Below are 26,443 nucleotides of genomic sequence, written 5' to 3'. Positions count from 1 at the left end.
TTTGCCTGGCGGCAACAGCGCGGTGGTCCCACCTGACCCCATGCCGAACTCAGAAGTGAAACGCCGTAGCGCCGATGGTAGTGTGGGGTCTCCCCATGCGAGAGTAGGGAACTGCCAGGCATCAAATTAAGTGTGCTGATATGGCTCAGTTGGTAGAGCGCACCCTTGGTAAGGGTGAGGTCCCCAGTTCGACTCTGGGTATCAGCACCAGTTTTAACGGTTAAGTTCGGCAGATAAAAGAATTTGTCTGGCGGCAACAGCGCGGTGGTCCCACCTGACCCCATGCCGAACTCAGAAGTGAAACGCCGTAGCGCCGATGGTAGTGTGGGGTCTCCCCATGCGAGAGTAGGGAACTGCCAGACATCAATTAAGCAAAAAGCCCAGTCTATGACTGGGCTTTTTGCTTTTCTACGATCTGAAATAGAAAAATCCTCCCTGTTTTAGGGAGGAAAAATTCAGTGGATGACCTGCGAGAGAAACGCGCGGGTACGCTCAGATTTTGGATTTGCAAAGAATTGTTCCGGCGGTGCCTGTTCGACGATTTCACCTCTGTCCATAAAGATAACCCGGTCGGCAACGGTTCTGGCAAAACCCATTTCATGCGTTACGCATAGCATTGTCATCCCTGATTGGGCCAGGCCGATCATAGTATCGAGCACCTCCTTCACCATTTCCGGATCGAGGGCGGATGTCGGCTCATCAAACAGCATAATTTTGGGCTTCATACACAACGAGCGCGCTATCGCGACGCGCTGTTGCTGGCCGCCTGAAATCTGGCCGGGAAACTTATGAGCGTGTTCCGCGATCCTAACCCGCTCCAGATAGTGCATCGCTAGTGCTTCAGCTTCTTTCTTTGGTAGTTTTCGCACCCATATTGGAGCCAGAGTACAGTTTTGCAAAACGGTCAGATGGGGGAACAAATTGAAGTGCTGGAATACCATTCCCACCTCCTGACGTACTCGCTCGATATTGCGAATATCCTCATTGAGCTCGATGCCATCAACGACGATCCGGCCCTGCTGATGTTCTTCCAGATGATTAATGCAACGGATCGTAGTCGATTTCCCTGAGCCTGAAGGCCCGCATAAAACAATACGCTCACCCTGTTTCACGTTCAGATTAATGTCCTTCAGAACGTGAAACTGTCCGTACCATTTATTGACATTTTCCAGCGTAATCATCGCATTAGCAGGTTGTAGCAATGTTTGACTCATAGTTTCCTCAGTGCGGTGTACGCCCGGTGTTAAAGCGCTTTTCCAGATGCTGGCTGTAGCGCGACATGCTAAAACAGAAGATCCAATAGATCAGTGCGGCAAAGACATAGCCTTCCGTCGACATCCCGAGCCATGCTGGATCGACGGTCGCTTGTTGGACGCTGCTGAACAGATCGAACAGACCAATGATGATCACCAGACTGGTGTCTTTAAACAGCGCGATAATGGTATTGACGAGCCCCGGAATCACTAACTTCAGCGCTTGCGGAAGAATGACCAGCACCTGTGTTTTCCAGTAGCCCAGAGCCAGCGAACTCGCGGCTTCATATTGCCCTTTCGGGAGAGCTTGCAAGCCTCCGCGCACCACTTCTGCAACGTAGGCCGACTGGAACAACACCACACCGACTAGCGCGCGGATGAGTTTGTCGATGCTTGTCCCTTCAGACATAAACAATGGCAGCATCACTGACGACATAAACAGCACGGTTATCAGGGGCACGCCGCGCCAGAATTCGATGAAAATAACCGAAAGAATGCGTACTATCGGCATGGTCGAACGTCGTCCAAGCGCCAGTAGAATGCCGAGCGGTAATGCCCCAGCAATCCCGACCGACGCGATAATCAGCGTTAAGGTAAGGCCACCCCATTGCCGCGTCTCTACTCGCTCCAGTCCAAAGAAACCGCCAAACAGCAGAAACCACACCACGATGGGATAAATGACAGCCCAGCAGGCAATGTAACGACCTCGGCGTGGCATCGCATTCCAGAACATCGGCACGATCGACAGCAGGCCGAGAATCAGCGCAGTATTAATACGCCAGCGCTGGTCATGGGGGTAAAGCCCATACATAAACTGGCCGAAGCGCTGATGAATGAACACCCAGCAGGCACCCGCCTTCGTACAGTCGGCGCGCGTCGTCCCCACCCAGTTAGCCTGTAAAACAGCCCAGTTCAGCAATGGCGGAATGAGTTCCCACATCAGCCACAGCGCAAAGAGCGTCAACAGGCTGTTAGACCAGCTGGAGAACAAATTCTTGCGCATCCACGTCAGAGGCTGATTACGCTTTACACCGTCCGGCCGCGCAGCGTGAGACAGAAGTACTTTTGTCATCATGACCCCTTAGCGCTCAATCAGTGCCATACGGCGGTTATAGATATTCATCAGCAGTGAAATGCTCAGACTGATAATGAGGTACACCGACATGGTGATAGCGATCGTTTCAATTGCCTGACCGGTCTGGTTCAGCACCGTACCGGCAAACAGCGAAACCATATCGGGATAACCAATGGCCGCGGCCAGCGATGAGTTTTTGACAATATTCAGATACTGACTGGTGAGCGGGGGGATTACCACGCGGAGCGCCTGGGGAATAATGACCTGCCGCAGCGTCACAGGGTTGGGTAGCCCAAGCGAACGGGCTGCTTCATGCTGCCCAAAAGGCACCGCCTGGATACCAGAACGGATGATCTCGGCAATAAATGCGGAGGTATAAACCGAGAGTGCAAGCGTTAAAGCCGCCAGTTCGGGGATCAGGACCATGCCGCCGCGGAAGTTAAACCCTTGAAGTGCAGGAATATCCCAATGCAGAGCGGAGCCAAAGATCCAGTGAGCGAGCAACGGTAGCAGGATAGCCAGCACCAGTGCAGTCGGCCAGGTGCGTCGCAGTTGGCCTGTTTTTATCTGATGCGTTTTGTTATAGCGAAAAAGCCCGACGGTCAGCAGCCCGGCAATGACGAGCGCGGCAATAAAAGCCAGCAGTCCTTCACCCCATTGCGGGGAAGGAATATAGAGTCCGCGATTGCTGAGGAACAACAATTCAAAGGCGTTCACCGCCTGCCTCGGCCCGGGTAAATTACGTAGTACGGCAAAATACCAGAAGAAGATTTGCAGCAGCGGCGGAATATTACGGAACGTCTCGATATACACCGTCGACAGCTTACGCAGCAGCCAGTTTTCGGAGAGTCTCGCCAGCCCCAAAAAGAAGCCAAGGAAGGAAGCAAAGACAATGCACAGTGCAGAAACCAGCAGAGTGTTCAGCAAACCGACCAGGAAAACCCGGCCATATGTATCGCCTTGCTGATAATCAACTAAGTGTTGAACGATGCCGAAGCCTGCACTTCTGTCGAGAAAAGCAAACCCAGAGGTAATGCCCCGCTTGTCAAGATTGGTGATAGTGTTGTGTATCAAATAGATAGCAATAGCGACGACTGCCACTACCGCAAGGATTTGAAACAGCCAAGCGCGAACCGTGGGGTTGGAAAAGGAGAGCGATCCTTTTACGGTCAGGCGGCGTTGGGACATAGTAAAACCTCAATGACCAGAACATCAGGATGGGCACCGCCGAAGCGATGCCCGTCACAGCCTAAAACTTAACGAACCGGCGGCGCGTACTGGATCCCACCGTTATTCCAGAGGTTGTTCTGGCCACGTTTTATCTTCAGTGCACTGCCTTCTCCGACGTTACGGTCAAAGACTTCAGCGTAGTTTCCGACCTGTTTAACAATGTTATAGGCCCACTTGTTATCCAGCTTGAGGTCCTTGCCGAAATCACCCTCTTTCCCGAGCAGATGCGACATATCTGGCGTTGATGGGCTGGCAAATTTCTCATCGACGTTTTTAGAGTTAATCCCCATTTCTTCTGCGTTCAGCATGGCGAACAGCGTCCATCGCACAATGGAGAACCACTCGTCATCACCACGACGAACCACTGGGCCCAGCGGCTCTTTGGAAATCACCTCTGGCAGAACTATCCAGTCACCCGGTTTGCTCAGTTTAATACGTAGCGCATACAGCTGTGACTGGTCAGAGGCCAGGGTATCGCAGCGCCCAGATTCCAGCGCTTTTGCTGATTCGTCAGAGCGGTCAAAGGTCACCGGGGTGTACTTCATGTTGTTGGCTTTGAAGTAATCCGCCACGTTCAGTTCGGTATCGGTCCCGGCCTGGATACAGACGGTCGCGCCATCCAGTTCTTTTGCACTTTTCAGCCCGGCTTTATCGTGAGTCAAGAAGCCGATGCCGTCGTAATACGTTACGCCGGTAAAGGAGAGGCCCATGCCCGCATCACGGGAAGAAGTCCAGGTGGTATTACGGGACAGCAAATCCACTTCGCCTGATTGCAGGGCGGTGAAACGTTCCTTTGCGGTCAGTGGGGTGTATTTCACTTTGCTGGCATCACCAAAAACCGCTGCGGCCACGCCACGGCAGACATCCACATCAATACCGGTAAATTTGCCGTCGGCATCTGCATAAGAGAAGCCCGGCAACCCATCACTGATCCCGCACTGAACGAAGCCTTTCTTTTTCACAGCATCAAAAGTGGTACCGGCATGTGCCTGATTTGAGATTGCAAACAGTACGCCCGCCGCTGTGAGGCTGGCGATCATCATCTTTTTCATAAAGCATCCTGTGTGGCGAAAATTTATCGTTATTAATTAGACGTCCGGGGGAACGCCGAAACCTGTCTGTGGCCATGGCCATTTCCTGTAAAGCAAAGGGAATGCCAGAATTGCAACCGCCTGATATTGGGGCTTAGGGAAGCAATAAAGTGAGTGTAGACAGGAAAGAAAAAAACAAGCGCCCTGTGATGGTGCAAAATTACAACCTGTGCCACAAATCAGAGCGAAAAAATTCCAAGATTGAGACGAGAAAGAGAAATGATTTCGGCAGTTAATATTGGTGTGAGAATGAATGGCAATAAGATGTGAAATTGCTCACGCTAATTCACAGTCATAATTATTTTAAATGATGGGTACGCGATTAAAAACATGGGGTTATTTTTATGAAGGGCTGAAACAAGGCGGTTTATTTACTTTCGACGGCGATTTTGCACCGCCATGAAGCAAAAGCGCGGAGGGTCCGCGCTTGCGTTTAATTATTTGGTGAGGGCCACGATGCCGAGCGTCAATCCCGCCAGTGCGGCTGCGCCACCGGCGATAGCACCCGCCGTTTCCCAGTTATCCTGCGTCGTGCCTTTCATACAGGTATTGGTATGAACCAGCCGTCCCTGATCGTCATAAACTGGCACGCAAGGTGAGTCGTGTGCGCAGCCTGCGAGCAGAGCGGTCAGCAATGCAACTGAAATCAATCTTTTCATGATATTACCTCGATTAAACCGCGGCGGTTATAAAAAACTTGCCGTGCGGAATTGCGACGATTTTATCATTGGAGTCTGTCTGGATGAGAGCTGCAAATAATCTCAATTTATTTGCTCTGTAAACATCGTGGAGGTTTTGGTGGATATCCCGCTAATTATGTAGAAAATATGCAGGATAAAATGTCGGTTTTTTAAGGGGCGAGGATGTTCACATCTCTACAGGAAATAAAAAAGGCGCTTAAAGGGCCTTTTTTATTTTAGTTATCATTTACTTCGACTAAATCGTCCTCGGACAACCACAAAGAATACAGGAACGAAGAAGATAGCCAGTAATGTTGCGGTCAACATGCCGCCCATTACACCGGTACCTACCGCATTTTGCGCACCGCTGCCAGCACCCGAACTGATAACCAGTGGCATTACGCCGAGGATGAATGCCAGTGACGTCATCAGAATCGGTCGCAGTCGCATGCGTGACGCTTCAAGAGTGGCCTCGATCAGCCCTTTGCCCTCTTTATCCATCAGATCTTTGGCAAACTCCACAATCAAAATGGCGTTCTTGGCGGACAGACCAATGGTCGTCAACAGGCCAACCTGGAAGTAAACGTCGTTATTCAGTCCTCGGAGCGTGGCCGCGAGCAATGCGCCCAGTACGCCCAGAGGCACAACCAGCATGACCGAAAACGGTATAGACCAGCTTTCATACAGCGCTGCGAGACACAAGAACACGACTATCAACGAAATGGCGTACAACGCAGGAGCCTGATTGCCGGAAAGACGTTCCTGATAAGACATTCCTGTCCAGTCATAGCCAATACCGGCAGGCAGTTTTCTGGCCATTTGTTCCATTAAGGCCATCGCTTCACCGGTACTTCTTCCCGGTGCGGCTTCACCCAGTATTTCCATCGACGGCAGGCCGTTGTAGCGTTCCAGACGTGGCGATCCATAAACCCAGCTTGTCGATGCGAAGGCGGAGAAAGGCACCATCTCGCCATTTGCGCTACGGACATACAGATTCTTGATGTCGTCAGGCAGCATTCGGAATTTGGCATCAGCCTGGGCATATACCTTCTTCACGCGCCCCCTGTCGATAAAGTCATTCACGTAGGTGCTGCCGAGTGCAGTGGAAATGGTCTGATTAATATCGGATAGCGAAACGCCTAACGCCTGCGCTTTCTCCTGATCGATATCGAGTTTGAACTGCGGTGTGTCCTCCAGGCCGTTCGGACGCACGCGAACCAGTAAGTCAGGATGCGTTTTCACCATGCCGAGCAGTTCATTACGCGCCTGTGTCAGCCCGGTATGCCCGAGCCCGGCCTGGTCAATCAGTTCAAAGTCAAAGCCGGTTGCCGTACCCAGCTCAATAATGGCCGGGAGATTGAACGGGAAGATCATCGCATCGCGAATCTGGCTAAACGCTCCCGTCGCTCGCTTGATGATAGCCTCAACGTGGTTTTCTGTACCCGAGCGTTCATCCCAGGGTTTCAGGCTGACAAACGCCATGCCTGAGTTTTGCCCCTGACCGCTATAGCTGAAACCGTTCACGGTAAAGACGCTCGCCACATTCTCTTTCTCTTTAGTGAGATAGTAGTGGGTTACGGTATCGAGCACTTTTTGGGTTCGCTCTTGCGTAGCACCCGCAGGAAGCTGAACCATGGTCATGAATACGCCCTGGTCTTCATCGGGAAGGAAGGACGTTGGCAAGCGCAGGAATAGCAGCGCCATACCGGCAATAATAATCACGTAGATCAGCAAATAGCGCCCGGTACCTCGCAGGATACCGCCCACGCTGCTGGTGTAATGATCAACGCTCTTTTCAAACAGTTTGTTAAACCAGCCGAAAAATCCGGCTTTCGCTTCATGATGATCAACTGAAACAGGTTTAAGCAGCGTGGCGCAAAGGGCCGGTGTCAGAATCAATGCCACCAGAACGGACAGCGTCATCGCAGAGACAATGGTAATTGAGAACTGTCGATAAATAGCACCGGTCGAGCCGCCAAAGAAGGCCATCGGGATGAATACCGCAGAAAGCACCATCGCGATACCGACTAATGCACCCTGGATTTGATCCATCGATTTTTCTGTCGCTTCCTTCGGCGGGAGTTTGTCTTCCGCCATGACGCGCTCGACATTTTCCACCACCACGATGGCGTCATCCACTAACAAGCCGATGGCCAGCACCATCCCAAACATGGTCAGGGTGTTAATGGAGTAACCGAAGGCCGCGAGGACGGCAAAGGTACCCAGCAACACCACCGGTACCGCAATGGTCGGAATAAGCGTGGCGCGGAAGTTTTGCAGGAACAGGTACATGACCAGGAAAACCAATAAAACGGCTTCGAAGAGCGTTTTCACCACTTCATGAATCGAAATCTTCACGAAAGGCGTGGTGTCATAGGGATAGACGACTTTCAGCCCTTGTGGGAAGAACGGCTGCAGCTCGGCAAGCCTGGTTTTGATGGCGTTAGCGGTATTGAGTGCGTTCGCGCCTGTCGCCAGTTTAATACCCAGCCCGGATGCTGGTTGCCCGTTGATGCGTGCGACGATGTTGTAGTTTTCGCCACCCAGCTCAATATGCGCGACGTCCCGCAGGTGAACGACGGAACCATCGGCATTAACGCGCAGCGTGACGTTGCCGAACTCCTGCGGATCTTTCAGACGCGTTTGCGCGATGATGGAGGCATTCAGCTGTTGGTTGCCAATTGCCGGCGTTCCGCCAAGCTGCCCTGCGGCAATCTGATTGTTCTGCACTTTCAGTTCGTTAACGACGTCCACGGGTGTCAGTTGATATTTATTCAGCAGGTTAGCGTCCAGCCAGATACGCATGGCGTACTGTGCACCGAACAGCTGGGTATCGCCGACGCCGTTCAGGCGGCTAATGGCATCCTTAATGTTGGAGGCTACATAGTCAGAAATGTCATCCTGATTTAATGACTTATTGTCAGAAACAAAACCTGCAACCAGCAAATAGTTGCTGCTGGATTTTTTCACGCCAATACCCTGCTGCTGAACTTCCTGCGGCAGAAGCGGTGTGGCCAGCTGCAGTTTGTTCTGCACCTGAACCTGGGCGATATCCGGATCGGTGCCTGACTGGAACGTCAGGGTTATGGTCACGCCGCCAGAAGAGTCGCTGGTGGAGGACATGTACATCAGGTTATCGATACCGTTCATGTTCTGTTCGATAACCTGGGTGACGGTATCCTGCACGGTTTGGGCATCAGCCCCCGGATAGGTTGCCGTAATGGCGACAGCCGGTGGCGCGATGGTCGGGTACTGTGCGACAGGCAATTGCATGATCGCAAGTCCTCCCGCCATCATCATAATGATCGCCAGCACCCAGGCGAAAATCGGGCGCTGAATAAAGAACTTGGACATAGTGGCCCCTGATTATTTGGCGGACGAAGTGGCAGTGTCAGGCTCTGAGGTCACCGAAACGCCAGGACGTACTTTCTGCAATCCGCTGACTATCACTTTGTCACCCGTATTGAGTCCGTTACTGATAAGCCACTGATTGCCGACGGCCTGAGATGCCGTAACGCTACGGGCTTCAACCTGATTTTTCGCATTGACCACTAACACCGTGGCATCACCTCGCGGCGTGCGGGTGACGCCCTGTTGCGGCACCAGGATGGCGTTTGGCTGCACGCCTTCATCAATGCGCGCACGAACAAACATTCCTGGCAGCAGTGAGTGCTGAGGGTTTGGGAAAATGGCGCGCAGGGTGATGGAACCGGTACTTTCGTCCACGGTGACATCAGAGAATTGCAGAGTGCCTTTCAGGGAATAGGGTTGCCCGTTTTCCATCACCAGCTCGACGCTCTTGGTGTCGCTACCGTGCTCAAGGCTTTGCTGTTTGAGGCGCATAAAGTCGCTGCTGGACTGGGTTACATCGACATAAATCGGGTCCAGCTGCTGCACCGTGGCCAGCGCCTGTGACTGGCCGTTAGTGACCAGAGCGCCTTCCGTTACGCTGGATTTGCCGATACGTCCGCTAATAGGCGAAGTGACTTTGGTGTAGGCCACGTTGATGCGTGCGGTTTCTACCGCGGATTTTGCCGCCATCACGCTGGCGTCTGCCTGTTGAGCGTTAGCTACCGCCTGATCGTAATCCTGGCGGCTGACATATTGAGTGCCGAGCAGAGGCAGATAACGTTTTACGGTCAAATGCGTAATCGTTGCGGCGGCTACGGCTTTGGCTTCATCGCCTTTGGCGCTGTTCCACGCAGCCTGATAGGTGGCAGGATCTATCTGATAGAGGGACTCGCCCGCCTGAATATCGCTGCCCTCAATGAAATTACGATGCAGGATGATACCGCTGACCTGGGGACGAACTTCGGCAATGCGAAATGCCGTGGTTCTTCCTGGCAGTTCGGTTATCACGGACAGAGGGGCGTTCGTGATGACATGAACTGTCACGTGTGGTGTCGGTGGTTGTTGCGGCTGATCCCCGGCATTATCGCAGCTGCTGAGTAGCAGAGTTGATGCGAGTAAACTGGATAAAATCGAAATCCTGGCGTGAATCTTCATTGCAAGTCCTTAATTACAGATATAGCAAATTCTCCGGAAACCGGTGAAGAAATAAAAAATGCGCACGCCATAGTACAAATAAAAACGTTGAAATGTTAGCCGTAGGAATTTAAAAATGGTAGGGGAAAGCACGCATGCATAAAGGGAAAGTGCTATTTAAATTTTATGGATGGGTGAAAAATAACGTGAGTTATAATCCCTATCAATATATCGAGAGGAAGTATTTGTAATTATTATTGAATACAGATAAGAAGTGGGGGCTAATCCAGTATAAGTGCATAAAGTGCTATGTGGAAAAATGGATTGCCAATACATTAATGGTTTTTAGGATGGTATTTGGGTTCGCTATGGTCAGAAAAACAAAAGAAGAAGCGCTGATTACCCGGCAGCAGCTACTTGATGCTGCTATCGAACAGTTCTCACTGCGAGGGGTTTCCTGCACTACACTGACCGACATCGCTGATGCCGCGGGTGTGACGCGCGGAGCCGTCTACTGGCACTTCAACAACAAAGTCGAACTGTTTAATGAAATGTGGCGAGACCAAATTCCATTGCGGGATATAATACACGATCGTTTAGTTCTGAGTGAAAACGATAATCCGCTGATGTATCTTCGTGAAATGTTTGTTGTCGGTTTGCAACATATTGCACAATCGGTAAAACTTCGGGCATTGATGCAAATTTTGTATCATAAATGTGAATTCACGAAAGAGATGATGCTCGAATCTGAAATTAGAAAACGTATCTGCTTTGGTTATGAAATGCCACGTCGGGTATTAACACTATGCGTTCGGAATGGCAGTCTTCCGGCCGATACGAATATTGAATTAGCCCTAACCATTTTTCACTGTTTCTTTTCTGGCGTATTAAAAAACTGGCTACTCTTTCCTGAATATTTCAATTTGTATCAGCAAGCACCAGAGCTGGTGGATAATATAATGGCAACGTTACCTCATCACCCAGCGACATTGCCGATACCGATGGATAACGTTGCGGCGTATCACCAACAGGCGCTGTAATCAGCTTGCGTGCTGATGCCTGGCAGTGATGGCCTCGGCGCTTACCGGTTTTCCTAACAGATAGCCTTGCAAGGTGTTGCAGCCGAGTTGTGTCAGAAACTCACGCTGAGCCTGGGTTTCGACGCCTTCCGCAACCACGCGTAAATTCAACGTGTGCGCCAGCGCGACAATCGCGGAAACAATAGTGGCATCTTCGCCTTCACCCTTCAGCTCTTTCACAAAAGCCCGGTCGATTTTCAGTTCGCAGGCAGGCAGTCGCTTAAGGTGGAGCAGGCTCGAATAACCCGTGCCGAAATCATCAATGGAGGCTTTCACCCCAAGCTCAGTCAGGCGTGTCAGTACCGCGACGCTCAGTTCCGGATTGTGCATCGCCGTTGTTTCGGTTACTTCTAGGATCAGCATTTCCGGCGGAATATCATGTCGGGTCAGGCTCGCCATCACCGTTTCGATAAGCATCGGCTGTTCAAACTGCAGGGCAGAAAGATTGACTGCCATCGACCAGTTTAGCTGTCCCTGCTTGCGCCACTCGCTTAGCTGACGGCAGGCTTCATTAATGACCCAATTCCCCATGGGAATGATGATTCCAGTTTTCTCCGCCAGCGGCAGGAAAATATCGGGCACCAACAGTCCTTTGAGCGGATGTTCCCAGCGCAGGAGCGCTTCAAAGCCCATGATTTCGCCTGTCAGCGCGTGGCATTTTGGCTGATAGTGCAGACGCAGTTCTTGCCGTTCGACCGCCATCCACAAATCGTTCATCAACTGTAGCTGTTGCTGCGCAAAGGTATTCATCGAAGGCTGGAAGAAGTGGTAGCCGTTACGCCCAGTATGTTTGGTGTGGTACATCGCGGCATCGGCGTTAAACATCAGCTCGCGATCGTTTTGTCCGTCATGCGGGTAGAGCGCAATGCCCACGCTTAAGGTTACCACCAGTTCGTAAGGGTCAATGAGAAATGGTGCGTCGATCGCGTGCACCAGCGCGCTGGCGAGGCGGGCGGCATCGTCCGGGGCCGAAATGTCAGCCAGCAAAACGAACTCATCACCGCCGATACGGGCCAGCGTGTAATGTCCACTCAACGGCAGCTGTAAGCGGCCGGTGACCGCGACCAGCAGTTTGTCCCCGACATCATGACCAAAAGCGTCATTAACGGCCTTAAAGCCATCTAAATCCATGAACATCAGCGCAAACGGACGCGATTCGCGATCAGCTTTGTGGATGGCCTGGCTCAGGCGGTCCTCAAACAGTACACGATTCGGCAAGCGGGTTAAGGTGTCCTGAAGTGCCAGTTGTGCCAGTTCTTTATTCGCTTCTGCCAGCGAGGATGCCAGCAGTGAGGTGCGGGCCTGCTGGCGTGCATCAAGCATCGAAATGAGCAGCGTGATACCGAGAATAAACAGCGTCACTACGCTGACCAGCACAGCCAGCCAGTTACCGTCCAGGCCTTGGTGCGCCATTGGCATTTGATTGGGAAACTGTGCTGCCATCATCCCGGTGTAGTGCATTCCGGCGATGGCGATACCCATCAGCACTGCGGCACCAAAACGCATCAGCGCGACCTGTGCCGCTTCGTGACGCAGCCGGAAAGTGAGCCAGAGGGCGGCAAAAGAGGCGAGCAGGGCGATGACGAAGGAAAGTGACACCCAGCGATAATTCCAGATGATGGGCTCGGAGAAGTCCATGGCGGCCATACCGGTGTAGTGCATCAGCACCACGCCCGTTCCCATCACCAGGGCGCCGGGGAGTAGTCGGCGCAGGCCGAGCTTGTCGTCGCTCACTAGCCATAAGGCAAACAGGGAAGAGGCCATGGCGATTGCCATCGACAGGGCGGTCAGGCCGGGGCTGTATTGCATACTCATGGCGCTGTCCATCGCCAGCATGCCGATAAAATGCATCGCCCACACGCCGATGCCCATGGATATTCCACCGCCGCTAAGCCATATCCAGGCGGCTCTTCCGTGGCTTGTGGAGACACGCCCAGCCATGTTCAGTGCAGTCCAGGCCGCGAGAATGGCAATGAAAAAGGAAATGGCGACCAGAATAGGGTCGTAATGGTTAGCCTGCATGGTGTCATCAGCTCGTACACGGGGTGGTGAGGGCTGTGACATTATCATCGTCACGGAGGGACTTAAAGTGATTTAAGTCCATGATTTTATGAAGGGAATGCTGGCGCGATCGCCGACGTTTTTCACATTCTTCACTCGAGGTCGGAGCAGTTCACCAGCTTGAGCGGGTTGACAGAATTCATGTTGCGGCACTTATCGTTTTCAGTGGATAAAATCTCAATCCACTGCATCAGCAAACCTTCGAACACAAACATAAACAAGGCAAAGACAATCAGCCATCCGTACTTGCGAAGCATAACTGCACCTGAGAATTGATTGGGTGAATGGCAGGCAATATACACGAAAAGTGACGTCAGGAAAGGGGAGAGAAAATTGCTGGATTTCAGGCAATAAAAAAGGCGCTTCCCCATGCCGAAGAGCGCCTTTTTACCGTCATGAACGAACTTAGTTCATGCCGTATTTTTTCAGTTTCTTACGCAGAGTACCACGGTTGATGCCCATCATCAGAGCAGCGCGGGTTTGGTTACCACGCGTGTATTGCATAACCATGTCCAACAGGGGCTGTTCTACTTCAGCCAGTACCAGCTCATACAGATCATTAACATCCTGACCATTCAGTTGAGCAAAATAGTTCTTCAGTGCCTGTTTAACCGAGTCACGGAGAGGTTTCTGAGTCACCTGATCCTGAGAGTTAACGGTAGAAACGGTCAGTACGTCAGAATTTACGCGTTGTTCGAACATAGTTCTGTCAGCTCTTTATTTCTGTTTACGCAAAATTTTCGAAGTATGCCTCCAACGCCTCCAGCTGTACGCTGGCATCCTCAATGGCGTTGAATGTGCGCCGAAACTGGTCATCTGGAGCGTGTTCCTGTAAATACCAGGATACGTGTTTGCGCGCTATTCGGTACCCTTTTGTATGACCGTAAAAATCATGCAATTCCCGAACATGTGCACAAAGTAAGCGCTTCACCTCTGCCAGAGGCAGTGGAGGTAGCAGCTCCCCAGTGTCCAGATAATGCTGGATTTCCCGAAAGATCCAGGGTCTTCCCTGAGCTGCACGTCCTATCATCAGGGCATCAGCCCCCGTATAGTCGAGCACAGCTCTGGCTTTAAGCGGGTCAGTAATGTCACCATTCGCGATAATCGGAATGGAAACTTTCTGCTTAACTGCCCGAATACTGTCGTATTCAGCGTCTCCGTTAAACAAGCAGGCGCGAGTGCGTCCGTGAATAGTCAGAGCCTGAATGCCACAATCTTCAGCCAGTTGGGCAATCTCTACACAGTTACGGTGGTCCGGCGCCCAGCCAGTGCGAATCTTGAGAGTGACAGGAACGTCCACTGCCTTTACCACTTCGGTCAGGATAGACTTCACCAAACCTGGATGCTGCAAAAGGGCTGAACCTGCAAGCTTGCGATTCACTTTTTTAGCCGGGCAACCCATATTGATATCAATAATTTGGGCGCCACTTTCAACGTTAATACGTGCGGCTTCCGCCATTTCTTCAGGACAGCTACCGGCAATTTGCACGGTGCGGATCCCGGGCTCGTCAATGTGCACCATCCGTAAACGGGATTTGTCGCTCTCCCAAACCTGCGGGTTGGAGGACATCATCTCAGAAACGGTTAAACCTGCTCCCATCTCGTAGCACAGCGTCCGGAATGGTCTGTCTGTAATGCCAGCCATGGGCGCTGCGATCAGGCGATTTCTAAGCTGGTGGTGTCCGATGCGCATGAGTTAAGAAATGACCATACTGTGACTGCAAGGCGGCGTATATTACGCATTTTTTTCCTGAGATGAAAGGCCAAACTTTGAGCAATCCTCTGTCACAGATCAAAGAATCGCCAGTCACCCCAGGGACGAAAATTTAATAATCAAATAAATCATTAGGTTATATCGATAAGATGAATTTTTGAACAGATGCAATTTTGCGTAACTTATCGTTTTTTCCTGCTCAAAAGGGAGCAGAAAAGAGATAACCTGCTGGTTTTATCAGCAGATTATCCCGATTATTGCGGGCTGGATCTCATTTCATTGCTGCAGTTAAGCAACACTTTTTTGCACTTACTCGAACAAAATGTGTCCGTAACCGGGAGACCACGCACCTGTTTTATCCGTTCTTACGACCGGTGATGCGACACCACTCTTCTTTCTCAACCACTGGGTCGAGCGCGAATTGAGAGGTATAGGCTTCACAGACGCTGTCGGCCTGGCTCGCAAGAATCCCGGAAAGTCCCAATAAACCGCCCTCAACCGGCAGGACGCTGATGAGCGGGGCCAGCTCGCGTAACGGGCCAGCCAGGATATTAGCGACCACCACATCGGCTTTCATGGCGTCTGGCTGGTCCTGTGGTAAATAAAGTTCCAGCTTATCGGACACGCCATTGCGCTGCGCGTTATCGCGGCTGGCCTGAATCGCCTGCGGATCAATGTCGATCCCGATAGCTTTGGCCGCGCCGAGTTTCAGCGCCGCAATGGCGAGGATCCCCGATCCACAACCAAAGTCGATCACCGTTTTACCGTTCAGATCGAGTCCGTCGAGCCACTGTAGGCACAGCGACGTGGTTGGGTGGGTGCCGGTGCCAAACGCCAGGCCAGGATCGAGCATCACGTTAACCGCGTTTTCGTCCGGCACATCGCGCCAGCTTGGGCAAATCCACAGCCGCTCACCGAAACGCATTGGGTGGAAGTTATCCATCCATTCGCGTTCCCAGTCTTTATCTTCCAGTTGCTCAATCTTGTGAACAAAACCCGCACCCAGCAGCGGCTGATGTTCCAGAATGGCGACCACTTCCTTCATGTCGGTTTCGGCATCAAACAGGCCTATCACATCAGTATCACCCCACAGTCGGGTTTCGCCCGGTAAAGGCTCAAACACCGGCGTGTCGTGGGTGTCCTGGAAAGTGATAGAGACGGCACCCACTTCCATCAGCGCATCGCTCAGTTCTTCCGCGTTGGCACCGGTGGTGTTCAGTTTCAGTTGGATCCATGGCATGGCAAAACTCTTTTAATGATTAACAGTGATATTAGGGGCTTGCGTGGCAGGTTGACCAAAACGGTTGCCGACGACAAAAGCCAGAAGACTTAGTAGTAGCGATGGGACAATCGGGTGAAAGCCCAGGTACTGAATTTTCAGCGTAGCGAGCAGGGCGTATAGCACGCCGCCGACAATCATGGCGCTCAGCGCCCCGGTAGCGTTCGCACGTTCCCAGTAAAGGCCCAGCACCAGCGGCCACAGGAACACGGCTTCCAGCCCGCCAAACGCCAGCAGGTTCAACCAGATGATCATCTCCGGCGGTCGCCAGGCAGCCAACAGTAACAGCGCACCCAATATCAGAGTGATCAGTGCTGACATACGCTTCAGCCGCTTTTCGTTCTGTACCTGCTCCGGGCGGAAATTCAGATACAGATCTTTGATGATCGTAGCGGAACTCTGCAATAACTGCGCGTTGATCGTCGACATGATTGCCGCCATCGGTGCGGCCAGGAAGATCCCCGCTGCCACTGGCGGCAATACTTTAACCATCAGTGTGGGGATAACCAAATCCGGGACGTTGAGATCCGGAATTACGGCGCGACCCAGCGCGCCAGCCAGATGCATCCCGAACATCAGGATCGCCACGACAATCGTGCCGATAATCATGCCGCGGTGTACTGCCTTGCTGTCTTTGTACGAGATGCAACGTACTGCCGTATGTGGCAGGCCAATCACCCCAAAACAGACCAGTACCCAGAAAGAGGTCATAAAGCTCGGCGATAAAATATCGTCAGCCCCCTGCGGGGAGACCAGTTTTGGGTCGATGTGTTCCAGCGTTTGCACTGCGTGGCTCAGGCCACCCGCCGCGTGAACGACACCAATCAGCAGCACGATGGTGCCAACCAGCATCACCATGCCTTGCAGGGCATCATTGAGCACGCTGGCGCGGAAGCCGCCGAAAGCGGTGTATAGCGCGATACTGATCCCGAAAATCAGCAACCCCGTTTCGTAAGGAATACCGGCTGCGGTTTCCAGCAAGCGTGCGCCGCCGATGAACTGTACGGTCATCGCGCCGACAAACGCGACCAGCAGGCTAAGACTCGCCAGCCACACCAGCAGACGGCTCTGATAGCGGGCAAACAGCATATCGTTGAGCGTCACCGCGTTGTAACGCCGGGCAAGGATGGCGAATTTTTTCCCCAGAACACCTAGCGATAGCCACACGGCAGGTAGCTGGATCATCGCCAGCAAAACCCAACCCAGTCCGTATTTATAGGCCGCACCCGGGCCGCCGATAAACGAGCTGGCACTGATGTAGGTGGCGGTGAGAGTCATCGCCAGTACAAAGCCGCCCATCGAACGGCTGCCGAGGAAATATTCGTTGAGGAACGTGCCGGTGGCGCGCTTTCGCATCGCGTAAATCGACAGGCCAAACACCACCAACAAATAGGCGACAAGCGGCAGAATGACTTCAGGCTGCATCATCGTCCTCCAGTGGGATATCGAGATAGATGAATTTCACCATCGCCCAGCACAGTAAAATGAAGATCAGCGGAGTCAGCAAACAGGCCATTTCAAACCATCGCGGCAGGCCAGTGAAGCCCGGTATTGAATTTGGTATGTAAGCACTCGCCAACCATGCAGCGAGATAGAGGAGGGTAAGCCACAACGCCCAGCGGGCTTCTTTGTGGGCCTGAACAAAACGCGCGTCCATAAGGCTCCCAGGGTCAATTTAAAGCGGGGATTGTACCTTAAGGGGCTGGTAAGGGGAGAGAAAAAGAAAAAAGGCCGGAAGATCCGGCCTTTTGCTAAACGTTCAGGATTACTTTTCCTGAAGTCCGAGTTTTTTCTCCAGATAGTGGATGTTGGTTCCACCATGCTGGAAGCTCTCGTCACTCATGATGCGCATCTGCAGTTCAACGTTGGTTTTGATGCCGTCGATGATCAGTTCTTGCAGGGCGTTCTTCATGCGGGAAATCGCCACGTCACGGGTTTCGCCGTAACAGATGAGCTTACCAATCATTGAGTCATAGTACGGCGGTACAGTGTAACCGGCGTAGATATGAGATTCCCAACGCACACCAAAACCGCCTGGTGCGTGGAAACGGGTAATTTTACCCGGGCTCGGCAGGAAGTTGTTCGGGTCTTCGGCGTTGATACGGCATTCCACCGCATGGCCGCGAACGTGCACTTCTTCCTGTTTGATTGACAGCGGCTGCCCGGCAGCGATACGCAGCTGCTCTTTGATCAGGTCAACGCCAGTGATCATCTCGGTAACCGGGTGCTCTACCTGAATACGGGTGTTCATTTCGATGAAATAGAACTCGCCGTTTTCAAACAGAAACTCGAAAGTCCCCGCGCCACGGTAGCCGATATCCACGCAAGCTTTCGCACAACGCTCGCCGATGTAGCGACGCAGTTCCGGCGTGATGCCTGGTGCTGGAGCTTCTTCGACAACTTTCTGGTGACGACGCTGCATAGAGCAGTCACGTTCTGCCAGATAGATAGCGCTACCCTGACCGTCAGCCAGTACCTGAATCTCGATGTGACGAGGATTTTCCAGGTATTTTTCCATGTACACCATGTCATTGCTGAAAGCAGCTTTCGCTTCAGCTTTGGTCATGGAGATGGACTGGGCCAGTTCAGCGTCGCTACGCACTACGCGCATACCGCGACCGCCGCCGCCACCGGAGGCTTTGATGATAACCGGATAGCCAATGCGTTTCGCATGGGCACGGTTAGCATCCATGTCGTCGCCCAGCGGGCCGTCAGAGCCTGGTACCGTTGGAACGCCTGCTTTTTTCATCGCGTTGATTGCAGACACTTTGTCGCCCATCAGGCGGATAGTGTCAGCTTTCGGGCCGATGAAGATAAAGCCGGAACGTTCAACCTGCTCAGCAAAGTTGGCGTTTTCGGACAGGAAGCCATAACCCGGGTGGATTGCCACCGCGCCGGTGATTTCAGCGGCGCTAATGATAGCCGGGATATTCAGATAGCTTTTTACGGACGGAGCCGGGCCGATACAGACCGTCTCATCCGCTAACAGTACGTGTTTTAAATCGCGATCCGCAGTGGAGTGCACGGCGACGGTCTTGATGCCCAGTTCTTTACAGGCACGAAGAATGCGCAGTGCAATCTCGCCACGGTTTGCGATGACAATTTTATCCAGCATGTTCGCCTCGTTACTCGATGACGACCAGCGGCTCGTCAAATTCTACCGGTTGACCACTCTCGACCAGGATAGCCTTCACGGTACCCGATTTGTCGGCTTCGATCTGGTTCATCATTTTCATGGCTTCAACGATGCACAGGGTATCACCCACGTTCACCTTCTGGCCCACTTCGATGAATGCTTTCGCGTCCGGGCTCGGGGTGCGGTAGAAGGTACCAACCATCGGGGAGCGTACGATGTGGCCACTGATTTCAGCTTTAGCCGGGACTTCAGCAGCAGCTACCGGTGCAGCAGCGACCGGAGCCATCTGTGGTTGCATCATCGGGGTAGCATAAGCCTGTTGCATAACCGGGAAGCCCGCATTGGCCGAAGCGCGGCTGATGCGTACAGACTCTTCGCCTTCAGAAATTTCCAGTTCGGAGATGCCTGATTCTTCAACCAGCTCGATCAGTTTTTTAATCTTACGAATATCCATGAGTGGGTTCCGTACTCTTTGTTTAGTGTGATTGTGACAGGCGTTTAACCGCCGTCTGTAATGCGTATGAATAGCCGTCAGCGCCTAATCCGCAGATGACGCCGGCAGCGATATCAGAGAGATATGAGTGATGGCGGAACGGCTCGCGAGCGTGCACGTTACTCAGATGTATCTCGATAAACGGGATACTGACCGCCAATAGCGCATCACGAATCGCAACGCTGGTGTGCGTGAATGCGGCTGGATTGATCAGGATATAGTCAATGTTGTCTTTAGCCTGATGAATTCGGTCGATAATCGCGAACTCCGCGTTCGACTGCAAATGGTCCAGAGACACATTCAGAGTCTCGGCTTCCGTCGTTAAACGGTTTACAATTTCCGCTAACGTCTGGGAGCCATACTTCTCTGGCTCACGGGTGCCGAGCATATTCAGGTTCGGTCCGTTTAAAAGCAAAATGCGTAACTTGTCGGCCATCGTGCTGCTATCTCCTGCAATTCTCCGGTAAAAAATAAAATATACCTTCGATGCGCGCTTGTCACCTTTTCAGAGGCCAAAAACCCCTGTCAGGAAAACCAAAGTCGCACATTATAACGATTTCGTAGCAATTGGCAGCTAAATACTGGTCTTATCAGGGAAGATTATCAACCTCAAACCCGAAAAAGCCTGATGGAGCGCGGGAGTTCTGCGGGAAACTGCACATTATCGTGAATTAACGCCACCAGAGGCGGAACTTCTTAAAACGCCACGCTAAAAGCACAAAAGCGGCGATGGTGTACAGAATTGGCTGCGGTGAAAGGATCTTTACCGACCACAGGTAATGGATGGGGGCCAGGATCGCCACCAGATAGACGAAGTTATGCAATTTTTGCCAGCGCGCGCCCATTTTTCGCTGCGCACGCTGAAATGAAGTAGCCGCAAGTGCCAGCAAAATCAGCCAACTCACCAGGCCCAGCGTTAAATAAGGACGCGAGACCACTTCCTGCCCTAACAAACCCAGATTATTAATCCCGAGCTCTAGCAGCGCGTAGCTGGTGAGATGTAACGTTGCCCAGGCAAAACACCATAGCCCTAAAAGGCGACGAGTTCGTATCAATAAAGGCTGCTTAGCGTAGCGCGCCAGCGGGGAGACCAGCAAGGTGGCGAGCAGTAGTTTCAGAGCCATCCTACCGGTAAAGTGTTGAATATCCTTGGCAGGGTCAGCGCTGAAGTAGCCCTGGACGCCCGCCAAAAATAACCACACCAGCGGCAAAAAGGCCGCCAGATGCAGCAACACCTTGAGCCAGACAATCTGTTTAGCCGTTAAGCGCACTCAGAAATTCTCCCGTAAATTCAGCCCGTGATACAGCGACGCCACCTGATCGGCATAGCCGTTATACAACAGCGTCGGTTGGCGTTTGACGTCCAGTACGCCGCCCGAGCCGATAAAGCGCTCTGTGGCCTGCGACCAGCGTGGATGATCAACATGCGGATTCACGTTGGCGAAAAAACCGTATTCGTCAGGGGCCGCCAGATTCCACGTGCAGGGTGGGCGTTCGCGAGTCAGTTTTATACTGACGATAGATTTAATGCCTTTGAAGCCGTATTTCCACGGTACGGTCAGGCGGATGGGCGCACCGTTTTGCGGCGGTAACGCTTTGCCATACACGCCGGTAGTAAGCAGCGTCAGCGGATGCATCGCCTCATCGAGACGCAGACCTTCGACGTAGGGATATGAAAGACCGCCACCAATAAAGCGATCCTTCTGACCGGGCATCTGCTCAGGGGAGAAAATGGTTTTAAAGGCGACGTATTTGGCATCGCTGGTGGGCTCAACCAGTGCCAGCAGCTTATGCAGTGGAAAACCAATCCACGGCACCACCATCGACCAGGCTTCCACGCAGCGCATCCGGTAGATTCTCTGTTCGAGCGGGAAACGTTTGGTCAGCGCGTCGTGATCGAGCGTCAGCGGTTTAGCGACTTCGCCATCGATGGTCAGCGTCCACGGATCGGTTTTCAGACTCCCGGCGTTTGCCGCTGGGTCGGCTTTATCCAGCCCGAATTCATAATAATTGTTGTAGCGCGTGACTTTATCTTCCGGTGTCAGCGCCAGCTGGCTCTGCCATTCGGCAGGGCGAGAGAATTCGAGCGGTTTTCCGGACGGGGCCGGTGGCCTGTCGTTGCCTTTAAACCAGCTGAGCAAATCGGCCTGGGCGGTGGGCGCGAGCGTCATTGCGGTGGCGCTTATGCCTAACATCTTCAGCACCTGGCGGCGCTGGAGCATAAAAACGGATTCCGCCGTTACATCAGCTTCCGTTAGTTTTTTCGACTTCATGGCTTCCTCCGTCATGCTTTTTCCCTAAGCATGACGGAGGTGACTGATTAACGCGAATATGTCACGAAAATTTGAAGATTAGGCAATCTTAACCAGCGTGCGGCCCTGAATCTGATTGTTCATGATTTTTTCGGCAAACTCCGGCGCCTGAGCAAGGGTGATTTCCGTTGCGCTCTGGCTATAGAAGGAAGACGGCAAATCCTGAACCAGACGTTCCCAGGCCTGTGTGCGGCGTGCGGCAGGCGTCATTACGGAATCGACGCCCTGCAAACGGACATTACGCAGAATGAACGGCATTACCGTGGTCGGCAGTGCAAAACCCCCCGCCAGACCACATGCGGCCACGCATCCGCCGTAGTTCATTTGTGCCAGCACTTTAGCCAGCACTTTATCGCCCACGGTATCGACCGCACCGGCCCACAGCTGTTTTTCCAGCGGGCGAGTTTCGGCGAATTCATCACGGCCAATAATTCGGTTTGCGCCGAGGCTGCGCAGATAGTCGTGGGTGCTTTCTCGACCGGAAACGGCTGCAACCTGATATCCCAGCTTGTGCAGCAGCGCAATCGCCGTACTACCCACGCCGCCGCTGGCACCCGTCACGACAATTTCGCCGTCCTGTGGTTTGACTCCAGCGTCTTCCAGCGCCATCACGCAGAGCATGGCGGTAAAGCCAGCGGTACCGATGATCATCGCTTGACGTGCGTCCATTCCCTGCGGTTGAGCGACCAGCCAGTCACCCTTAACGCGGGCTTGCTGAGAAAGGCCACCCCAATGGTTTTCACCTACGCCCCAACCGGTCAGTAGCACCTGCTGGCCCACGTGAAAACGCGGGTCTTCGCAGTGATGAACCACGCCCGCAAAATCGATACCTGGCACCATCGGAAAGTTACGGATGATTTTACCTTTACCGGTAATGGCGAGGGCGTCTTTATAGTTGAGACTTGACCACTGGATATCGACAGTGACATCACCTTGTGGCAGCTGGCTTTCCTCGATGGCCTGTACCGAGGCGAGAGTTTTACCGTCGTGCTGTTCTAAGATTAACGCCTGCATAATCGTTCCTCAGTTGCTCAATGATTGGAAAATAATTTTCGAAGACTATACTCGGTAACTAAAACACGATGCCGATTTAACGCAATAAATTGCCAGATTCACTAACTCTGGTAGTATGCAGGGTCCTTTTGGCATGCTAGTTAGTGCTCACTAATTTTTTGCGGGCCACCGTGGGTGTCCGGTCAACAGCCGGGCTGTTTTTCATTAACGGAGTTAATACAGGGATGCGATTAACGACGAAATTTTCAGCTTTTGTGGCGCTTTTAACAGGCCTGACCATCTTTGTCACCCTCATTGGTTGTTCACTGAGTTTCTACAACGGTATTCAATATAAAGTGGATTACCGTGCCCGGGCTGTGGCGACGGTTATCGATTCCCGTCTGGTCAGTACCCCTTTTGATCAGCTCGACAACCAACTGGACGAAATTCTGGTTCCTGTCGATATCGTGCGCGTTGATTTCATCGTTAATGATAAGACCATCTTTAGCCACTCACGTGGCAGCAGCTATCGCCCGATGGGCAGCAGTATTCAGTATCGCGAACTGGACGTAGAGTCGGTGAAGCACCCGGGGATGACCATTCATCTGGTGTATCAGGATCCGATGGTGAATTATTTCCACTCACTTCTGACCACCGCGCCTCTCACCATTGCCATTGGTTTTATGGTATTGATTATCTTCTTTTCGGTACGCTGGCTGCGCAATCAGCTGTCGGGCCAGGAATTGTTAGAGCTGCGCTCCACGCGGATCCTCAAAGGTGAACGCGGACAGCAGGTGCGCGGTTCGGTGCACGAATGGCCCGCGCGAACCAGCAGCGCCCTCGATACGCTACTGTCGGAAATTCAGTTTGCCGGTGAACAGCGCAGTCGCATGGATACGCTTATCCGCTCCTACGCGGCGCAGGACACCAAAACCGGCCTCAGCAACCGGATGTTTTTCGATAACCAGCTCGCAACCCTGCTCGACGATCAGGAAAAAGTCGGGGCACATGGTATTGTGATGCTGATTCGCCTGCCGGAATTCGATTTGGTTCGCGAGCAGTGGGGGCGTACGGCGGCAGAAGAGCACTTCTTTATGCTCATCAATATGCTTTCCACCTTCATGATGCGTTATCCTGGTGCGTTGCTGGCACGTTATTACCGCAGTGATTTTGCCGTTCTGCTGCCACACCGCACGTTGAAAGAAGCCGACAGCATTGCCGGGCAGCTGTTAAAAGCGCTGGATTCGTTGCCGTCGACCAAAATTCTCGATCAGGATGACATGATGCACATCGGCATCTGTGCCTGGCGCAGTGGGCAAACCACAGAGCAAGTGATGGAGCACGCCGATGCAGCGGTGCGTAATGCGGTGCTTCAGGGCAGTAACAGCTGGGCAGTGTATGATGACTCCTTGCCAGAAAAAGGGCGCGGCAACGTGCGCTGGCGAACCCTCATCGAACAAATGCTCAGTCGCGGAGGCCCGCGCTTCTACCAAAAACCGGCAGTGCATTACGACGGCCGTGTTCACCATCGCGAATTGATGTGCCGTATTTATGACGGTAAAGAAGAAGTGATCGCCGCTGAATATATGCCGATGGTGATGGAGTTCGGTTTGGCGGAAGAGTACGACCGTTTACAAATCACACGTTTACTGCCTTTCCTCTCGTTTTGGCCTGAGGAAAATCTGGCTTTGCAGGTGACGGTTGAGTCGCTCATCCGGCCCCGGTTCCAGCGCTGGCTACGTGATACGTTGATGCAGTGTGAAAAAACGCAGAGAAAACGGATTATTTTTGAACTTGCAGAGGCTGATGTCTGTCAACATATCAGCCGTTTACAGCCCGTGATGCGTTTGATTCACGCGTTAGGGGTCAGAGTAGTGGTGATTCAGGCTGGTTTAACGCTGGTCAGCACCAGTTGGATTAAAGAATTGTCGGTGGAAATCGTCAAGCTGCACCCGGGTCTGGTGCGTAATATAGAGAAACGCAGTGAAAACCAGTTGCTGGTGCAGAGTCTGGTCGAAGCCTGTAAAGGGACATCGACCCAGGTTTTTGCTACCGGATTGAGAAGTCGCAGTGAGTGGCAGGTGTTAAGAGAGTGCGGTGTACTGGGTGGTCAGGGCGATTTTTTTGCCACGTCACAACCACTTGACACTAGCGTAAAAAAATATTCGCAAAGATACTCTGTTTGATCTGCCGTTTGTCGTGTTTTCACGTAGAATAACGCGCGCTGTTTCTCCGCGGGAATTATTGAGTGCCCGCCGACAGATGATACAGAACATGCCAGTGATCGTCCTTTGACAGGTTGCAATGTAAGCGAGGAGTGCTGCGGCTCTGACAGTGTCAGGTCGAAATTGTAACAAAGGAAACGAACTGCACTAATTTTCACCGTTGCAGATGATTTTTGCGCCTTGTCGCTGCTGCGTGTGGTTGGTAAAGTAAGCGGATTTTGTTTCCGCCCCAGCTTTCAGGATTATCCCTTAGTATGTTGAAAAAATTTCGTGGCATGTTTTCCAATGACCTGTCCATTGACCTGGGTACCGCGAATACCCTGATTTACGTAAAAGGACAAGGCATCGTACTGAATGAGCCTTCCGTTGTCGCCATTCGCCAGGATCGTGCCGGTTCACCGAAAAGTGTGGCTGCCGTCGGTCATGAAGCTAAGCAGATGCTCGGCCGTACGCCGGGCAACATCGCAGCTATTCGTCCAATGAAAGACGGCGTTATCGCTGACTTCTTCGTGACCGAAAAAATGCTGCAGCACTTCATCAAACAGGTTCACAGCAACAGCTTTATGCGCCCGAGCCCGCGAGTTCTGGTGTGTGTGCCGGTAGGTGCAACTCAGGTTGAACGCCGTGCAATCCGTGAATCTGCTCAAGGCGCTGGTGCCCGTGAAGTGTTCCTGATTGAAGAGCCAATGGCTGCTGCTATCGGTGCGGGTCTGCCTGTTTCTGAAGCAACCGGTTCAATGGTTGTGGATATCGGTGGTGGTACGACCGAAGTGGCCGTTATCTCCCTGAACGGCGTGGTTTACTCCTCTTCCGTTCGTATCGGTGGTGACCGTTTCGACGAAGCCATTATTAATTATGTGCGCCGTAACTACGGCTCTCTGATCGGTGAAGCCACCGCAGAGCGCATCAAGCACGAAATCGGTTCTGCTTACCCAGGCGACGAAGTTCTTGAAATTGAAGTACGCGGTCGTAATCTGGCAGAAGGCGTTCCACGCGGCTTTACCCTGAACTCCAACGAAATCCTTGAAGCGCTGCAAGAGCCGCTGACCGGTATCGTGAGTGCGGTGATGGTTGCTCTGGAACAGTGCCCGCCGGAACTGGCTTCCGATATCTCAGAGCGTGGTATGGTTCTGACTGGTGGTGGTGCGCTGCTGCGTAACCTCGACCGCCTGTTAATGGAAGAGACAGGAATTCCTGTCGTAGTTGCAGAAGATCCACTGACCTGTGTTGCCCGTGGCGGCGGCAAGGCACTGGAAATGATCGACATGCACGGCGGCGACTTGTTCAGCGAAGAGTAGTCAGCCAGAAGTCTGGGGTAGCGTTTGTGCTGCCCCTTG

23 protein-coding genes, 1 tRNA gene and 2 rRNA genes are annotated in these 26,443 nt (G+C 52.6%); 6 read left to right on the top strand and 20 right to left on the bottom strand.

The genetic code is table 11. The annotated features are described in order from the left end of the window. Window positions 1-4: 4 nt before the first annotated feature. The 3 genes from rrf (MUU46_RS07715) (at window position 5) to rrf (MUU46_RS07705) (ending at window position 362) form a co-directional block, all read left to right on the top strand. A 5S ribosomal RNA gene (gene rrf, locus MUU46_RS07715) occupies window positions 5-120 on the top strand. 14 nt (window positions 121-134) lie between these two features. Continuing rightward, window positions 135-210, top strand: a tRNA-Thr gene (locus MUU46_RS07710). A 36-nt stretch (window positions 211-246) separates the two neighbouring features. Further along, window positions 247-362, top strand: a 5S ribosomal RNA gene (gene rrf, locus MUU46_RS07705). 93 nt (window positions 363-455) lie between these two features. Here rrf (MUU46_RS07705) and MUU46_RS07700 read toward each other — a convergent pair. The 7 genes from MUU46_RS07700 to MUU46_RS07670 all read right to left on the bottom strand — a co-directional run bounded on the left by MUU46_RS07700 (window position 456) and on the right by MUU46_RS07670 (window position 9,835). After that, window positions 456-1,214 (bottom strand): amino acid ABC transporter ATP-binding protein, encoded by a 759-nt coding sequence (locus MUU46_RS07700; protein ID WP_159760367.1) that lies wholly within the window; start codon window positions 1,212-1,214, stop codon window positions 456-458. 7 nt (window positions 1,215-1,221) lie between these two features. After that, window positions 1,222-2,325 carry an amino acid ABC transporter permease gene (locus tag MUU46_RS07695; protein WP_159760365.1) on the bottom strand — a complete coding sequence of 368 codons (1,104 nt, stop codon included), beginning with the start codon at window positions 2,323-2,325 and terminating at the stop codon, window positions 1,222-1,224. Between the two features lie 9 nt (window positions 2,326-2,334). Continuing rightward, the gene (locus MUU46_RS07690) at window positions 2,335-3,516 is read right to left on the bottom strand and encodes an amino acid ABC transporter permease (protein ID WP_258965235.1); all 1,182 of its coding nucleotides are present in this window, start codon (window positions 3,514-3,516) and stop codon (window positions 2,335-2,337) included. A gap of 68 nt (window positions 3,517-3,584) precedes the next feature. Continuing rightward, window positions 3,585-4,610, bottom strand: a complete 1,026-nt coding sequence (locus MUU46_RS07685) for an amino acid ABC transporter substrate-binding protein (protein ID WP_159760361.1) — start codon at window positions 4,608-4,610, stop codon at window positions 3,585-3,587. Window positions 4,611-5,086: 476 nt separating this feature from the next. Beyond that, window positions 5,087-5,308: a lipoprotein gene (locus MUU46_RS07680; protein WP_038256116.1), complete on the bottom strand. Its 222-nt coding sequence runs from the start codon at window positions 5,306-5,308 to the stop codon at window positions 5,087-5,089. 264 nt (window positions 5,309-5,572) lie between these two features. Next, on the bottom strand, window positions 5,573-8,683 hold the full coding sequence (locus MUU46_RS07675) for an efflux RND transporter permease subunit (protein WP_258965234.1): 3,111 nt from the start codon (window positions 8,681-8,683) through the stop codon (window positions 5,573-5,575). Window positions 8,684-8,695: 12 nt separating this feature from the next. After that, the gene (locus MUU46_RS07670) at window positions 8,696-9,835 is read right to left on the bottom strand and encodes an efflux RND transporter periplasmic adaptor subunit (RefSeq protein WP_258965233.1); all 1,140 of its coding nucleotides are present in this window, start codon (window positions 9,833-9,835) and stop codon (window positions 8,696-8,698) included. A gap of 347 nt (window positions 9,836-10,182) precedes the next feature. Between MUU46_RS07670 and envR the strand changes: the two genes are divergently transcribed. After that, complete coding sequence (gene envR / locus MUU46_RS07665; protein WP_159760385.1) at window positions 10,183-10,854, top strand: acrEF/envCD operon transcriptional regulator; 672 nt, start codon at window positions 10,183-10,185, stop codon at window positions 10,852-10,854. Here the strand turns inward: envR and MUU46_RS07660 are convergent, their stop codons facing one another. The 13 genes from MUU46_RS07660 to acuI all read right to left on the bottom strand — a co-directional run bounded on the left by MUU46_RS07660 (window position 10,855) and on the right by acuI (window position 22,902). Continuing rightward, window positions 10,855-12,957: a putative bifunctional diguanylate cyclase/phosphodiesterase gene (locus MUU46_RS07660; protein ID WP_374684994.1), complete on the bottom strand. Its 2,103-nt coding sequence runs from the start codon at window positions 12,955-12,957 to the stop codon at window positions 10,855-10,857. 89 nt (window positions 12,958-13,046) lie between these two features. Then, window positions 13,047-13,211, bottom strand: coding sequence for a DUF2556 family protein (locus tag MUU46_RS07655; RefSeq protein ID WP_159760355.1), 165 nt, complete (start codon window positions 13,209-13,211; stop codon window positions 13,047-13,049). 148 nt (window positions 13,212-13,359) lie between these two features. Next, complete coding sequence (gene fis / locus MUU46_RS07650; protein ID WP_000462905.1) at window positions 13,360-13,656, bottom strand: DNA-binding transcriptional regulator Fis; 297 nt, start codon at window positions 13,654-13,656, stop codon at window positions 13,360-13,362. 25 nt (window positions 13,657-13,681) lie between these two features. Then, window positions 13,682-14,647, bottom strand: coding sequence for a tRNA dihydrouridine synthase DusB (gene dusB / locus MUU46_RS07645; protein ID WP_110510633.1), 966 nt, complete (start codon window positions 14,645-14,647; stop codon window positions 13,682-13,684). A 376-nt stretch (window positions 14,648-15,023) separates the two neighbouring features. Next, window positions 15,024-15,908: a 50S ribosomal protein L11 methyltransferase gene (gene prmA / locus MUU46_RS07640; protein WP_110510632.1), complete on the bottom strand. Its 885-nt coding sequence runs from the start codon at window positions 15,906-15,908 to the stop codon at window positions 15,024-15,026. A gap of 12 nt (window positions 15,909-15,920) precedes the next feature. Then, on the bottom strand, window positions 15,921-17,372 hold the full coding sequence (gene panF, locus MUU46_RS07635) for a sodium/pantothenate symporter (protein ID WP_258965238.1): 1,452 nt from the start codon (window positions 17,370-17,372) through the stop codon (window positions 15,921-15,923). Then, on the bottom strand, window positions 17,362-17,604 hold the full coding sequence (locus MUU46_RS07630; RefSeq protein WP_159760351.1) for a YhdT family protein: 243 nt from the start codon (window positions 17,602-17,604) through the stop codon (window positions 17,362-17,364). The genes panF and MUU46_RS07630 overlap by 11 nt, the downstream gene beginning before the upstream one ends. A 108-nt stretch (window positions 17,605-17,712) precedes the next feature. Then, the gene (gene accC / locus MUU46_RS07625) at window positions 17,713-19,062 is read right to left on the bottom strand and encodes an acetyl-CoA carboxylase biotin carboxylase subunit (protein ID WP_159760349.1); all 1,350 of its coding nucleotides are present in this window, start codon (window positions 19,060-19,062) and stop codon (window positions 17,713-17,715) included. Window positions 19,063-19,072: 10 nt separating this feature from the next. Beyond that, window positions 19,073-19,537 carry an acetyl-CoA carboxylase biotin carboxyl carrier protein gene (accB, locus tag MUU46_RS07620; RefSeq protein WP_159760347.1) on the bottom strand — a complete coding sequence of 155 codons (465 nt, stop codon included), beginning with the start codon at window positions 19,535-19,537 and terminating at the stop codon, window positions 19,073-19,075. A 22-nt stretch (window positions 19,538-19,559) separates the two neighbouring features. Then, window positions 19,560-20,012: a type II 3-dehydroquinate dehydratase gene (gene aroQ, locus MUU46_RS07615; protein ID WP_159760345.1), complete on the bottom strand. Its 453-nt coding sequence runs from the start codon at window positions 20,010-20,012 to the stop codon at window positions 19,560-19,562. A 235-nt stretch (window positions 20,013-20,247) separates the two neighbouring features. Continuing rightward, window positions 20,248-20,847, bottom strand: a complete 600-nt coding sequence (gene msrQ, locus MUU46_RS07610) for a protein-methionine-sulfoxide reductase heme-binding subunit MsrQ (protein WP_258965232.1) — start codon at window positions 20,845-20,847, stop codon at window positions 20,248-20,250. Continuing rightward, complete coding sequence (gene msrP, locus MUU46_RS07605) at window positions 20,848-21,849, bottom strand: protein-methionine-sulfoxide reductase catalytic subunit MsrP (RefSeq protein WP_159760341.1); 1,002 nt, start codon at window positions 21,847-21,849, stop codon at window positions 20,848-20,850. It lies immediately after the preceding gene. A gap of 78 nt (window positions 21,850-21,927) precedes the next feature. Continuing rightward, window positions 21,928-22,902 carry an acrylyl-CoA reductase (NADPH) gene (gene acuI, locus MUU46_RS07600; RefSeq protein ID WP_258965231.1) on the bottom strand — a complete coding sequence of 325 codons (975 nt, stop codon included), beginning with the start codon at window positions 22,900-22,902 and terminating at the stop codon, window positions 21,928-21,930. Between the two features lie 224 nt (window positions 22,903-23,126). Between acuI and csrD the strand changes: the two genes are divergently transcribed. Next, window positions 23,127-25,067: an RNase E specificity factor CsrD gene (gene csrD, locus MUU46_RS07595; RefSeq protein WP_258965230.1), complete on the top strand. Its 1,941-nt coding sequence runs from the start codon at window positions 23,127-23,129 to the stop codon at window positions 25,065-25,067. Between the two features lie 293 nt (window positions 25,068-25,360). After that, window positions 25,361-26,404 carry a rod shape-determining protein MreB gene (gene mreB, locus MUU46_RS07590; protein WP_110510622.1) on the top strand — a complete coding sequence of 348 codons (1,044 nt, stop codon included), beginning with the start codon at window positions 25,361-25,363 and terminating at the stop codon, window positions 26,402-26,404. Window positions 26,405-26,443: the final 39 nt, after the last annotated feature.

The organism is Scandinavium tedordense (assembly GCF_024764965.1).
In the GTDB taxonomy this organism is placed as follows: Bacteria; Pseudomonadota; Gammaproteobacteria; order Enterobacterales; family Enterobacteriaceae; genus Scandinavium; species Scandinavium tedordense.
This window is presented reverse-complemented; position numbering and strand designations above follow the sequence as displayed.